Here is a 12549-nt window from a genome sequence, read left to right as displayed (position 1 = left end):
GTTCCCGGCCAGCGGGACCGCCTTGCCCCTCCCATCACCCAGTGATGCAAAAGCCTGGGGTCCAGGGGCCCGCTGGCCCCTGGCAAAGGGGGTGCGGGGGAAACGGCGTTTCCCCCGCGAACCACCCACGCCGCCCTCACCCCGCGCGCAGCCGCGCCGACAGCCCCGCCAGGTTCTCCTGCAGGCGGCGTTCCTGGGCGCCGACGGCTTCGCCGAGGGTGATGACCTGGCGTGCGGCCTCGCCGAGGCTGGTGGTGCCGGCGGAGACGGCGGCGACTTCGGTGGTGACGCGGGCGGTGCCTTGCGCGGCCTGCTGGACGCTGCGGGCGATTTCCTGGGTGGCGGCGCCCTGCTGGTCCACCGCGGCGGCGATGGCGGCGGCGATGCTGTCCAGCGTGCCGATGATGCCGGCGATGCCCTGGATGGCGCTGGCGGAGGCCAGGGCCGATTGCTGCATGGCGCCGATCTGGCGGCTGATGTCGTCGGTGGCCTTGGCGGTCTGGGTGGCGAGGGCCTTCACTTCGGATGCCACCACGGCAAAGCCCTTGCCGGCGTCGCCGGCGCGCGCGGCCTCGATGGTGGCGTTGAGCGCGAGGAGGTTGGTGCGCGCGGCGATGTCGGCGATGAGTTGCACGACCTGGCCGATGCGCTGGCTGCCTTCCGCCAAGCCGCCCACCGTCTGGTCCGTGCGGCGGGCTTCCTCCACCGCCTGGCGGGCCGTGCGGGCGGCTTCCGCGACCTGGCGCGTGATCTCGGCGACGGAGGCGGAGAGTTCCTCGGTCGCCGCGGCGACGGTGGAGACTTCCGCGGCGGCCTGGCCGGCGCCTTCGGCGGCACGGCCGGCGCGGTCCCCGGCGGCGCTGGCGCGGTGGCCGAAATCGACGCCGCTCTCGGCGAGCGCGTCGGAGGCGCCGCGCAGTGCCGTGGCGACGGCGCCGATCTCCGAATCGAGCTGGCTGGCGATGGAAAGTGCCGCCTGCCGCCGCTGGGCTTCGGCGGCATCGCGCAGCCGGTCCTGTTCGGCGCGCAGGCGGGCGGCTTCCTCCGTGGTGGCGCGGAGCGTCTCCGCGGCACGGGCGATCTCACCGAGTTCGTCGCCGCGGTCACGGAAGGGAACGGGGGAGGTCGTCTCGCCTTCCGCGATGCCGTGCAGGCGGCGGGCGATCTGCGTCATGGGGCGGCGCACGCCCTCCGCCAGCCAGATGGCGGCAGCGCCGGCGCCGAGCAGCAGCAATGCGAGGGCACCGATCAGGGTGAGGCGCTTCGCCGCCGCGGCTTCCGCCATGGCGGTGGTGTCCTGCCAGAGTTCGATCACGCCGACGATCTCGCCGGCGAGGCTCCGCAGCGGTTGCGCACGGGCGACGCCATCGCGGCCGTCGAGCGGGACGTCGCGCGTCACCACCTCTCCGGCCAGGGCGGCCTGCAAGGCTTCTGGCGGCAGCAGGCCGCCGCCCTGGCGGCTGGCGCCGAAGACGACGAGTCGGTCGCCGGCGGTACGGTGGAGGATCACCTGCGCGCCGGTCTGGCGGTGCAGCCGTTGCGCGATGGTGGGGCCGAGCGAGAAGCCCGCATCGACGGCGGCGATCACGCGGCCCTCATGCCGGATCGGCACCACGGCGAGCACGCTGATGTTCTCCCGCCCCGGCTCGATGCCCGCGGCGGGGCGGCCTTCCGCGAAGGCGCGCTGGATCGTCTCCCGCCGCGGCACCATGCGGTCGCCATGCGCTTCCGGCGTATGGGCGCGGGCGAAGGCGATGCCGGGGGGCAGCACGACGTTGACCAGGCCGGGGCCATAGGCCTCCGTCAGCGCGCGATGGGCGGGGGTGAGGATGGCGAGCGTCGCGGCGCGGTCATTGGCCAGGACGGCGCGACGGAGGTCGGGGTCGCCGGAGAGCGCGGTCGCGATGCCGAGCGCGATGCGCCCTTCATCCTCGATCGCGCTGCCGAGGCGTTCGGCGACGGCGTCAACCATGACCTGTTCGTCGATCGCGGCCTGGCGGGACTGGAGCCAGAGGGCGAAGCCGCCCATGGCGGCGCCGGAGACGAGCGCCGCCCCCCCGATGGCAGCCAGCAGGCGCATGCGCAGCGACAGGTCGGGCATGGAACACTCTCCGTTTGTGTAGACATTCCAGGAGAGTTGCTGACGAAGCGTTATCGGTCGGGCGGGGGCTAGACGCCGCCCGGCGCCGCGTAGGGCACGCCGACGGTGCGGACCAGCCAGGCCAGGCGGTGGCGCTGCGCGGCCTGGGCATGGGCGCGGGCGGCGGCTTCCGCACCATCGCCGTCCCGCGCCTGGAGGGCGGCGAGGATGGCCTGGTGCTCGGCATGGGCCTGCTGGGCGCGGCCGCCGACCGTCAGCAGGGTGGGCAGCAGGGCCATGGTGGCGCCGAGCTGTTCCAGGCTGCGCAGCAGGTAGCGGTTATGGGCGGCGAGGTAGAGCAGGCCATGCAGGCGCTGGTTGGTGGCGGCCAGCGCCTGGGCATCGTCGAAATGCCGGGGCTCGGAGGCGACGAGTTCGGCCATGGCGCCGATTTCCGTCGCGCTGGCGTGCTGGGCGGCGAGGCGCGCGGCGGCACCCTCCAGCACTTCGCGCATCACATAGAGTTCCACGACCTGCGCGTGGTCGGGGCGCGTGACCGTCAGGCCACGGCGGGCCTCATGCGTCAGCAGCCCCTCCGATTCCAGCCGCGCGATGGCCTGGCGGACGGGCGTGCGGGAGACGCCGAAGCGGGCGGCGAGGTCCGTTTCCGTCAGGCGCAGCCCGGGCGCGAGGGTGCCGTCCCGAATCGCGGCGCGGATACGCGCATAGGCTTCCTGGCCGAGGTCCCGGCTGGGCTGGGGCATGTCCATGCCGCGCTTGTAGCCCAGGCCGCGGCCTGATTGGAACGACCATCTGGACATCTCTGGATACCATTGGATACAAGAACGCCCAGAAGCTGGTCGAGGGGCCGCCATGCCCGATTTCTCCCGAGTCTATGACGTGCTGGTGGTGGGGGGCGGCAATGCCGCGCTCTGCGCCGCCATCACCGCGGCGCGCGCGGGCGCGAGCGTGATCCTGTGCGAGGCCTCCCCTCCCCCGCTGCGCGGCGGCAATTCGCGGCACACGCGCAACCTGCGGACCATGCATCCGGGCCCGACCCAGGTGATGACGGACAGCTACCTGGAGGAGGAATACTGGGACGATCTGCGGCGCGTCACCGCGGGCAAGACGGATGAGGCGCTGGCGCGCATGTGCATCCGCGCGAGCCAGCATGCGCCGGACTTCCTGGCGAGCTGCGGCGTGGTGTTCCAGCCGAGCCTGTCGGGCACGCTGTCCCTGTCCCGGACCAATGCCTTCTTCCTCGGCGGCGGCAAGGCGCTGCTGAACGCGCTGTACCGGGAATGCGCGCGGCTCGGCATCGTCACGCTGTACGACACGGAAGTTCAGCACATCAAGGTGGAGGAAGGCTGGGCGACGGAGGCGGTGGTGAGCCATGCGGGCTTCCCCGAGCGCATCCGCTTCAAGGCGCTGGTCGCGTCCTCCGGCGGCTTCCAGGCGAACCGCAACTGGCTGCGGGAATACTGGGGCGACGCGGCGGACAATTTCCAGATCCGCGGCACGCCTTATGCGCAGGGCACGATCCTGAAGGATTTGCTGGCGCAGGGCGTGCAGGAAGTGGGCGATCCCACGCAGTTCCACGCGGTGGCGAATGACGCGCGGGCGCCGATGGAGGATGGCGGGCTGGCCATGCGGCTGGACTGCGTGCCCTTCGCCATCGTCGTGAACCGCAATGTCGAGCGCTTCTACGATGAGGGCGAGGATGTCTGGCCGAAGCGCTATGCGATCTGGGGCCGCCTGATCGCGCAGCAGCCCGGCCAGGTGGCGCTGGCGGTGACGGACAGCCAGGCGGTGATGAATTTCCTTCCCTCCGTCTATCCGCCCTACAAGGCGGACAGCATCGCGGGGATCGCTGCGCAGGCGGGGATGGATGCGGCGAAGCTGGAGAAGGTGGTGGCGGACTACAACGCCGCCGTCGTGCCAGGCACCTTCACGCCGATGACGCCGGACGACTGCCGGACGGAGGGGCTGACCCCGCCGAAAAGCCACTGGGCGCGGCGGATCGACAAGCCGCCCTACTACGCCTATCCGCTGCGGCCCGGCATCACCTTCACCTTCCTCAGCGTGAAGGTGGACGACAAGGCCCGCGTGCTGATGGCGGATGGCAAGCCTTCCGGGAACATGTTCGCCAGCGGCGAGATCATGTCCGGCAACATCCTCGGCCAGGGCTACCTGGCGGGTTTCGGCATGACGCTGGGCACGGTCTTCGGCCGCCTGGCCGGTGAGGGAGCGGCGAAGCATGTCCGCAACTGAGATGAACAAGCTGGACGCGCTGCTGCGCGAGGCGACCGTGACGGAAAGCGACGCCTACCAGGAAGCGCGGCGCCAGATGGCGGTGTGCAATGCCTGCCGGTATTGCGAGGGTTATTGCGCCGTCTTCCCCGCCATGGCGATGCGGCGGGAGTTCGAGACGGCGGATCTCACGCACCTCGCCAATCTCTGCCATGGCTGCAAGGGGTGCTACCACGCCTGCCAGTACGCGCCGCCGCATGCCTTCGGCATCAACATCCCCGCCACCTTCGCGACCATCCGGCAGGAGAGCTACGCGCAATATGCCTGGCCGCCGGCGATGGGGCGCGCCTTCGAGAAGAACGGGACGATCGTCGCGGGTGTCGCGACGCTGTTCGTGACGCTGGCGCTGCTGCTGGCGGTGGCGCTGGTGGATCCGTCGAAGCTCTGGACGGCGCAGACGGGCACGGGCGCCTTCTTCCGCATCATCCCGCTCTGGCTGATCAACGCGCTGGCCGGCGCCAGCTTCGGCTTCGCGATCCTCGCCATGGCCATGGGTGCGATCCGCTACTGGCGGGGCACGGGGGGCCTGGGTGGCCCGCTGACGCCGGCGCCGGCGGCGGAGGCGGCGGTGGATGTGCTGACGCTGCGCAACCTCGGCGGAGGTGGGCATGGCTGCAACGACGTGGATGACAGCTTCGCGCAGCAGCGGCGCTGGCTGCACCAGGCGATGTTCTACGGCTTCATGCTGTGCTTCGCCGCGACGACGACGGGCGCCATCTACCACCATGTCTTCGGCTGGAAGTCACCGCACGCCTTCTTCAGCCTGCCGGTGCAGCTCGGCACCTGGGGTGGCGTGCTGCTCTGCATCGGCACGGCGGGGCTGATGCGCGTGAAGGTGATCACCGATCCCGTGCCGGTGGCGCGCAAGCTGATGGGTGGCGAGTATGCGATGCTCGGCCTGCTGTTCCTGATCGGATCGACGGGGCTGCTGCTGCTGGCGGTGCGCCACACCGGCGCCATGGGCTTCATGCTGGCGCTGCATTTCGGCCTGGTGCTGTCCTTCTTCGCCGTGCTGCCCTACAGCAAGATGGTGCATGGCGTGTATCGCGGCATCGCGCTGCTGCGGAATGCGCGGGAGCGTCGGGCGGGTTAGGCGACGTCCGCCGGGACCGGCACCGGCGGGAAGAGGCATTCGGCGATGAAGGCATCGGCGAGGTCGGCGCCGATGCAGCCGGCCAGCATCCGCCGGGTGCGATCGTTGCGGCACTGTCCTTCGATGTAGCGGGTTTGCGCCGCGGCCATGGCCCCGCGATCGCAGCGCCTGGCGGCGGGCGCCGCCACCAGATGCTCCAGCGCCGCGCGGCCGAGTTCGATGCCCCGGTCGAAGGCCAGTGCATCGGAGGGGCGCACCGCGAGGACGTGGCGGGAGAAGATGGCGGTCCATTCGGGCAGGACCCGTGCGGCGCCGAGGCCGCCACGCATCGGCGCGAGGCCGTCGGCCCAGGCCTCGATCAGCGGATCGGCCCCCGGCACGGTCGGCGACAGGTCGAGGAAGCAGCCCGTGGCGCGGTCCTGCCCGGCGATCACGTCGAAGCCGTAGATCGGCAGAGCCTCATGCAGATGCGGGAAGGCGCAGGCATGCAGCACCGCGATCTCGCCCTCGATGGCGAAGTATTCGACATGGAGGCGGCGCAGCGCGGGCGTCGTCACCACCGTGTTCCGCCAGGCGATGGGCCGCCGCAGCGTGCCGGCCTGCTCCGCGCGGGCCAGCCAATCCGGCATCGGGCGGGGAGTCGCGCCCGGTATCGCGAGGGCCATGGCGGCGAGCGCATCCGCCGCCTCTTCCAGGCGCCGCAGCAGGGTCATGGCGTCAATCCGCTGCCATCCAACGATCGAGCCTGTCGAAGGCGCGGCGGGCGGCGGCGATGACGGCGTCGGGATCGAACTGTGCGGCATCGGCACCGGCATCCAACGCCAGGCGGAAATCGCGCCACAGCGTGCCGGTTTCCGGTCCATAGGGCACGACATGGGCCGCGCCGTCGGCGGCGCCGATGCCGAGCGTGGCGCGCAGGTGGCGCGCGATGAGCTGCCCACCCAGCGTCGAGCCTTCCAGCACATAGAGCGCGCCCAGCGCCTGTTCCACGCTGCGGATGGCCAGCGCCTCGCACCGCGGCAGCGCCGCGATATCGGCCGGCGTGAAGCCGAGCGCGACGAGGTCGTCGGCCAGCGCCACACGGCGGTTGAGGCGGCGATGCAGTGCCAGACAGGCCGGCAGGCGATGCGCCATGGCTTCCAGCGCTGCCTCCAGCGGCGCGTGGTGGCCGTGCAGGCGTGCGACGAGGAGGCGATACTCCGCCATCGTCAGGTCGGGCGCCATGAGGCGCGAGAAGCGCGAATTGGCCTCGATCCGCTCATGCTCCGCCCGGGTTTCCTGGCGCAGCCGCAGCGTCAGCGGCGGTGTGGCAGTCAGCGGCGGGGCTTCGGCCAATGCGATGGACATCATGTCAGCGCCTTCTGCGTTTCGATCGTGGCCGTCAGCAGCCCCTCGCGGTTGCGCACCACGCCCTCGGCGGAGACGGTGAGGGTGTCGAGCGAGCGGGTGAGTTGCACATAGGCCTCCCCCGTCTCGCTGATCGCGAGTTGCATGCGGGTGATCACGTCATTCACGCCGGCCATCATGCCGGCGGCGTCCACGGTCTGCTGGCAGCCATCGCCGATCTTCTCGGCGAGTGAACGCTGGCGGTTGAGCAGGTCCGTCAGCGTGGCGGTGGCGCCGTGAACGGCCTGGACGATGGCGCCAAAATTCGCCTGCACGCCGCGCGTGGCGGCCACCAGTTCCCGCAGGCGGGATTCGATATTGGCGCTGAGCGTCCCGGCCTCCCCGGCCAGCACCTTCACCTCCTGCGCGATCACCGCGAAGCCGGCGCCATGCTGGCCGGCGCGCGTCGCCTCGATGCGTGCATTCAGCGACAGCAGGTTGGTCTGGGCGGAGATCTTGTTGATGCCGCGCAGGAACTCGCCGATCGTCCCGAAGGTGGAGACCAGCGCCTCGATCGAGGTTGCGCCCTCCGCCGCGCGGTTCTCGGCATCTGCTGCCTGCGCGCGGGCGGCATCGGTCAGGCTCGTCATCTCCTGCGTCGAGGCCAGCAGGGCCTGGCCGGCTTCCTGCGAGCGTTGCAGGAAGTCCGAGGTCTCGGCGGCGCTGACGGAGAGCGAACAGGCCTCCATCATCGTGCCCTCGAGCGTGTTGGAGAGCTTGGCGCCGGCATCCCGGATGACGGCAACCTCCTCCAGCACGCGGGAGGACAGGAAGTCGAGCCGGGAGAAGTCCTTCTCACCCTCCGGCCGGGGCTTGCCGCGGCGATCTTCCATCGCCTCGGCCCCGGCTTCGGGCTTGATCATCCCCATGCCGTCCATGACGGACCTCCGGATCCGCTACTGGATCTGCAGCACCTTGCCGAGATTGGCCTTGTGCATCAGCGACAAGACCGCCGGGTTGGCATTGACGATGCCGACCGACTTGTTCTTCGACTTCGCCGTGTGGCTCAGCATCATCAGCATGCCGGCGCTGGCGGCCTCCATGCTCTGCACGCCCGCGAAATCGAGCCGGATCTGCGTGACGGCACCGTTCGCCAGCACGGGTTCCAGCTGCTGCTTCAGTGTCACCTGGCTCATGCTGTCGAGCACGCCGCGCAGCGTGACGGAGGCCTGCGAACCGCTGGCCTGGACGGAGACATTGATGGACATGGCGGGTCTCCTCAGGCCACGGAGTGCCAGCGGCTGGCGGGGGCGGCGGGAAGCGTGGCCGGCAGGGTGCCGGCGCCGCGCGACGCGAAGGGATCGGCATCGCTGCGCGCATCGACCACCACCGGATCGCCGGGCAGATCCGAGGCGGGGGCGGAGACGCCGCGACCCTGGCGGGCCCAGATCTCCCCGATCGCGCTCGCGAATTGCGCCGCGAGCAGGATCTCCTGGTCCAGCCAGGGGCGGGAGGCGCCGGCGAGCGGTGCGCGATGCGCGGCGAAATCGTCGCGGGACCTGAACATCTTCTCGCTGTTCAGCTCCGCCGCGGTCGGCGGGCGGCCCGCCCAGGTGGCATCGATGACGCGCTCGCGGCGGAACCACATGATCATGTCGCCGCGATTGCCGATGGGGGCGGCGAGCAGGCCGCTTGCCACCGCGCGAAGCTCCGGCCCCGCCGGCGTGTAGTCGCCCAGCGCATCGGTGGCGAAGACGCGCCATTCGGCACTGTCGAAGCTCGGCAGGCGGGAGCCGAAGAGGGAGGCGATGCCGCGCACCGTCAGCGCATCCGGAGTCACGCCGACCAGATGGACATGGCCCGCGGGGCCGGCGCGCAGCACGGCGGCGCCATCGGCATCGGCCAGGCGCAGCAGGTCGGAGGAGAAGCGATCCTCCGCGCGGCCCGCCGCCGCGACTTCGACGCCACTGATGGAGACGTAGGTCGGCGCCAGTGCCGCGACGTGGCGTGACACCGCATGCATGGCGTGCAGCCGCGCGCTGGTCAGGTGGTCGCCGCGCATGGCGGCGGCCGCGGCCAGCATGGCCTGGCTGCCATCGACCGTCGCGATCATCTCACCGCTCAGGCGCTGGCGATCGGCGATGCGGGCTTCCTGGCCCTCCAGCTCCACGAGGCGGGAGGCGAACATCATCGACAGCTGCTCGATCACCACGCGGCTGTCGTAGTTGAGGAACTTCTCCTCCTTGTTGTGGACGACGAAGAGGCCCCAGACATGGCTGTCGATGTTGATGGGGAAGATGATGTTGCTGCCGACGCCGAGATTGCGGTTGTAGCCGTTGTCGCAGGGATGGATGCCGCGCAGCCAGCAATCCGTCATGTCCACGGCATCGCCGCTCAGCACGGGCTCTCCGCCGCCGCCCATGGTCAGCAGCGGCACGGAGCCGCGCTGGGTCGGCTTCTGGCGCGTCTTGCCGGTGCGCAGGATCTCCTTCGCGTTCTCCGGCACGTCGGAGGCGGAGAAGTGGTAGCCGAGGAAGGAATGCGGCAGCTGGCTGTTCGGCGCGTGATGCTCCGCGGCGACGACGCCATGGCCGTGGGAGAGAAAGCGGTAGAGCTTCACGCGGTCATAGCGCGTGACGAAGTGCATCATCTTCGCCGCGGCCTCGAACAGGCCCTGCACCGTGGTCTGGCGCGATACGGCATCGAGCGCGGTCGCCACCATCGTCTGGTAGTCGTGCTCGGCCTCCACATAGGGCTCGATCTCGATGAAGAGCCGGCCGTCGCGGATGTGGCAGATGGCCTCGAAGCGCCTGCCCTGCGCCATCAGGGGCGTCGGGTTGTCGAAGTAGCGGCGGCCGGGGCGGAGGATCTCCGCGAGACGCGCCAGGCTCTCCGCATCGCGGAAGGCCGCCGTCGGCGCGTGGCCGAGCACGGCCTGCGGCGCGATGCCCAGGATCTCCTGCACATTGGCGCTGACATGCTCGACGATGCCGGTCTCCGGCACCACCACCATCATCACGCCGTGGGGCTGGACGGTGCCGATGCGCGCGAGGGGCAGCGTATCGTGTTCGCAGGGCGCCGGGCGCCCGTTCCAGACATGTGCTCGGATGCTCGCCATGCGTCGGCTTCCCTTCTCGGACCGGCCAGGTGGAACGCCCAGCGGCGCCGCACCCATGCCAGGCGTGATTGCCTGGCAACCCGTCACCGACGGTGGCAGCGATCATCATGGCGCGAGGAGGCTTAAGGATCGGTTCCTCGCGGCGGGACGCTGACGGGGCGCGCGTGAAATTGCGGCAAAGCGAGGGCAACCTTGCCTGTATCGGCAGCATCCTGCCGCGCCGCGTGTCTTCACGAAGCCGAAACCACTGCGCTGCTAGCCATGCTGCTAGGCCCGGCGATCCTGACGGGCCGCAAGTGGCAGGAGGCCACGGCGCGCATGGAATACGGCACGCGGAGCATCCGGTCCGCCGGGCAGGGAAGCGGCAGCGTGGAAGTCACGCTGCCCCCGGCCTTCCGCGGCCTCGCGGGCCTTCCCTGCCGCGTGGCGTTGCGTGACGGGCTGCGGCCGGAACTGGTGCTGCAGCCGGACCTGGCGGCGGCGCGCGCGGCCTTCGGTCGGCTCTGGGCGCTGCTGGCGGAGGCGATGGGGATTGAAGCTTCGGTGCCTCTGCCATTGGCGGAATGCGCGCTGACGCTGTGGCCTGCCGCCGAAGCGGGTGTCGGCGTGCCGCGCCTGGCCTGGGCGGATGGCATCGCCATCGCCGGTGCGGCGCCGCATCCGGCCTCCGCCGTGGCGCGCAGCGTGGCGGCGCTGGCGGCGCTGGCGGCACGGCGGCGCGGCGTGGCGCCCATGCTGGTGGAGGATTTCGGCGCGGCCGCCGGGCATGCGCTGGCGGGCGTCACGCTGCATCCCGCGCGGCAGGCGGCCTGCGACATCGCCGCCGCGCTGCTGGCGGGCAGCGGCTTCGAGCCTGACGCAGCGCTGGCGCTGGCGGCGGAGGATGCGGGCAGCGCCGCCTTCCGTGCCGCCGCCCTGCCGCGGCTGCAGCGGCTGCTGGACCAGCACCTGGAATGGACGGACGACCCCGCGCGGCATGCCGCGATGGTGGCGGCCTGGCGGCGCGGCGTCGCGCTGGAACTCAGTGGAGCATGAAGAGCATGGCGCGTCCCCAGACCGCGACTCCCCAGGCGGCGTCTCCGGAGATGGAAGGCCTGCTGCAGCTGCAGCCCGGCCCGGACCATGTGCGCACGCCGGCGACGGAAAGGCTGGCGGCACGGGCGCTGGCCTATCTCGATGCCGGGTTTCCCGTGCATTTCCGGGGGCCTGCGGGCAGCGGCAAGACCAAGACGGCGCTCGACCTTGCGGATCGTCTGGGGCGCCCCGTGCTGCTGCTGGTCGGCGATGCGAGCTTCGACACCGCGGCGCTGGTAGGGCGTGAATCCGGCAGCCGCACGCGCCGCGTGGTGGACCGCTACATCACCAGCGTGATGAAGGTGGAGACGGAGACCGTGCCGGTCTGGCTGGACCGCGCCCTGACCGTCGCCTGCACCGAAGGCTGCACGCTGGTCTATGACGAATTCAACCGCGCGCCGCCGGCGGCCAACAACGTGCTGCTGACGGTGCTGGAGGAACGCGTGCTGGCGCTGCCCAAGGCGCGCGGCAGCGACACGGCGATCCGCGTGCATCCGAACTTCCGCGCCATCTTCACCTCCAACCCCGAGGACCATGCGGGGACGGAGGAGGCGCAGGACGCGCTGCTGGACCGCATGGTGACCATCGACCTCGATGGCTTCGACCGCGACACGGAAGTGGCGATCGCGGTGGCGCGGTCGGGGCTGGATCCCGAGCAGGCGGGGCGGATCGTCGATCTCGTCAGGGATTTCCGCATCTCCCGCGAATGGACGCGGCGGCCGACCTTGCGCGCCTCCGTGATGATCGCACGGCTGACCAAGGCGCAGGGGATCGAGGCTTCGGCCGAGGAGGAGCGCTTCGTGGAGATCGTGCTGGATGTGCTGGGCAGCCGGGTGAAGCCTTCGATCGCCGGCGTGCCGGACCCCAAGCACCGGCAGATGCTGGTGCGGCTGGTGGAGCATTTCTGCGGGCCGCGCCTGGCCGGGCAGGCGGTGTGATGGCCCGCCCGCGCAGCAGCCTTTCGACATCGCTGCCGCGGCCGCGGCGCCAGGGCGTGGAGACGGCGCTGGAAGGCGCGGCGACGGAATTCGCGCTGCTGTCCCAGCGGCGGTCGCGCCTCTCCCGCCAGCTGGAACTGCTGCGGCGGCAGCATGACGCGGCAGCGACGACCATGGCGCAGGTCATGTCACGCATGGCCGTGCTCGCGGACCGCATCGGCGTGCTGGTGCCGGCCGAGGAAGCCGCACCGTCCCTGAAAGCCCGGCCACAGCCCCAGGCGGAAAAGCCGCCGCCCGCCCCCGCGCCGCGCCGCCGCGGCGTGACGATGACCTATTGAGGAATGATCGCCATGGAACTCACCGATATCGTGGAGACGGCGAAGCGGCAGATGACGGTGATCACCGGCCTGCCGGCGGATACCGTCGCGCGGCTGGACCCGGCCGAGGATGGCTGGGCGGTCGCCATCGACATGCTGGAACACCGCGCCATCCCGCGCACGCATGACCTGATCGCGGCCTTCGAGGTCACGCTGGACAATGGCGGGCGGATCCTGCGCTGGAAGCGCACGGGGCGGTTCCAGCGCGGCCAGGCGCGCGAGGAAGCCTGATC

The 12549-nt window shown here is 71.0% G+C and carries 13 protein-coding genes; 6 read left to right on the top strand and 7 right to left on the bottom strand.

Going from position 1 to position 12549, the window contains the following annotated elements; genetic code table 11:
- Positions 1-136: 136 nt before the first annotated feature.
- Positions 137-2101: a methyl-accepting chemotaxis protein gene (locus G3576_RS06235; protein WP_164693492.1), complete on the bottom strand. Its 1965-nt coding sequence runs from the start codon at positions 2099-2101 to the stop codon at positions 137-139.
- A 68-nt stretch (positions 2102-2169) separates the two neighbouring features.
- Positions 2170-2901 (bottom strand): GntR family transcriptional regulator, encoded by a 732-nt coding sequence (locus tag G3576_RS06230; protein WP_207622688.1) that lies wholly within the window; start codon positions 2899-2901, stop codon positions 2170-2172.
- A gap of 52 nt (positions 2902-2953) precedes the next feature.
- On the opposite strand from G3576_RS06230, the gene tcuA reads away from it, so the two are divergent.
- Together tcuA and tcuB are read left to right on the top strand one after the other, a co-directional pair.
- Positions 2954-4351 carry an FAD-dependent tricarballylate dehydrogenase TcuA gene (tcuA, locus tag G3576_RS06225; protein WP_164693491.1) on the top strand — a complete coding sequence of 466 codons (1398 nt, stop codon included), beginning with the start codon at positions 2954-2956 and terminating at the stop codon, positions 4349-4351.
- Positions 4338-5483 carry a tricarballylate utilization 4Fe-4S protein TcuB gene (gene tcuB, locus G3576_RS06220; RefSeq protein WP_207622687.1) on the top strand — a complete coding sequence of 382 codons (1146 nt, stop codon included), beginning with the start codon at positions 4338-4340 and terminating at the stop codon, positions 5481-5483. Before tcuA ends, tcuB begins: the two co-directional genes overlap by 14 nt.
- Here tcuB and G3576_RS06215 read toward each other — a convergent pair.
- From G3576_RS06215 to G3576_RS06195, 5 genes are read right to left on the bottom strand one after another with little or no spacing between them, the layout of a single operon-like run.
- Positions 5480-6196, bottom strand: a complete 717-nt coding sequence (locus tag G3576_RS06215) for a hypothetical protein (protein ID WP_164693490.1) — start codon at positions 6194-6196, stop codon at positions 5480-5482. The genes tcuB and G3576_RS06215 overlap by 4 nt on opposite strands.
- Before the next feature lie 4 nt (positions 6197-6200).
- Positions 6201-6833, bottom strand: a complete 633-nt coding sequence (locus tag G3576_RS06210; protein WP_164693489.1) for a biliverdin-producing heme oxygenase — start codon at positions 6831-6833, stop codon at positions 6201-6203.
- On the bottom strand, positions 6830-7747 hold the full coding sequence (locus G3576_RS06205) for a methyl-accepting chemotaxis protein (RefSeq protein ID WP_164693488.1): 918 nt from the start codon (positions 7745-7747) through the stop codon (positions 6830-6832). The genes G3576_RS06210 and G3576_RS06205 overlap by 4 nt, the downstream gene beginning before the upstream one ends.
- An 18-nt stretch (positions 7748-7765) precedes the next feature.
- On the bottom strand, positions 7766-8077 hold the full coding sequence (locus tag G3576_RS06200; RefSeq protein ID WP_164693487.1) for an STAS domain-containing protein: 312 nt from the start codon (positions 8075-8077) through the stop codon (positions 7766-7768).
- Between the two features lie 11 nt (positions 8078-8088).
- Positions 8089-9927: a GAF domain-containing protein gene (locus G3576_RS06195; protein ID WP_164693486.1), complete on the bottom strand. Its 1839-nt coding sequence runs from the start codon at positions 9925-9927 to the stop codon at positions 8089-8091.
- Between the two features lie 261 nt (positions 9928-10188).
- Between G3576_RS06195 and G3576_RS06190 the strand changes: the two genes are divergently transcribed.
- Genes G3576_RS06190 through gvpO form a run of 4 tightly spaced genes read left to right on the top strand, consistent with a single transcriptional unit; the run spans position 10189 to position 12547 of the window.
- Positions 10189-10962 (top strand): hypothetical protein, encoded by a 774-nt coding sequence (locus tag G3576_RS06190; protein WP_164693485.1) that lies wholly within the window; start codon positions 10189-10191, stop codon positions 10960-10962.
- Positions 10963-10967: 5 nt separating this feature from the next.
- Positions 10968-11939, top strand: coding sequence for a gas vesicle protein GvpN (gene gvpN, locus G3576_RS06185; protein ID WP_235951547.1), 972 nt, complete (start codon positions 10968-10970; stop codon positions 11937-11939).
- Positions 11939-12277: a hypothetical protein gene (locus G3576_RS06180; RefSeq protein ID WP_164693483.1), complete on the top strand. Its 339-nt coding sequence runs from the start codon at positions 11939-11941 to the stop codon at positions 12275-12277. The genes gvpN and G3576_RS06180 overlap by 1 nt, the downstream gene beginning before the upstream one ends.
- A gap of 12 nt (positions 12278-12289) precedes the next feature.
- On the top strand, positions 12290-12547 hold the full coding sequence (gene gvpO / locus G3576_RS06175; protein ID WP_164693482.1) for a gas vesicle protein GvpO: 258 nt from the start codon (positions 12290-12292) through the stop codon (positions 12545-12547).
- The last annotated feature ends 2 nt before the right edge of the window (positions 12548-12549 follow it).

It is taken from the genome of Falsiroseomonas algicola (genome assembly GCF_011040385.1).
In the GTDB taxonomy this organism is placed as follows: Bacteria; Pseudomonadota; Alphaproteobacteria; order Acetobacterales; family Acetobacteraceae; genus Falsiroseomonas; species Falsiroseomonas algicola.
Note: the sequence above shows the minus strand (reverse complement) of the source record. Positions and strands in the feature narration are given on the sequence as shown.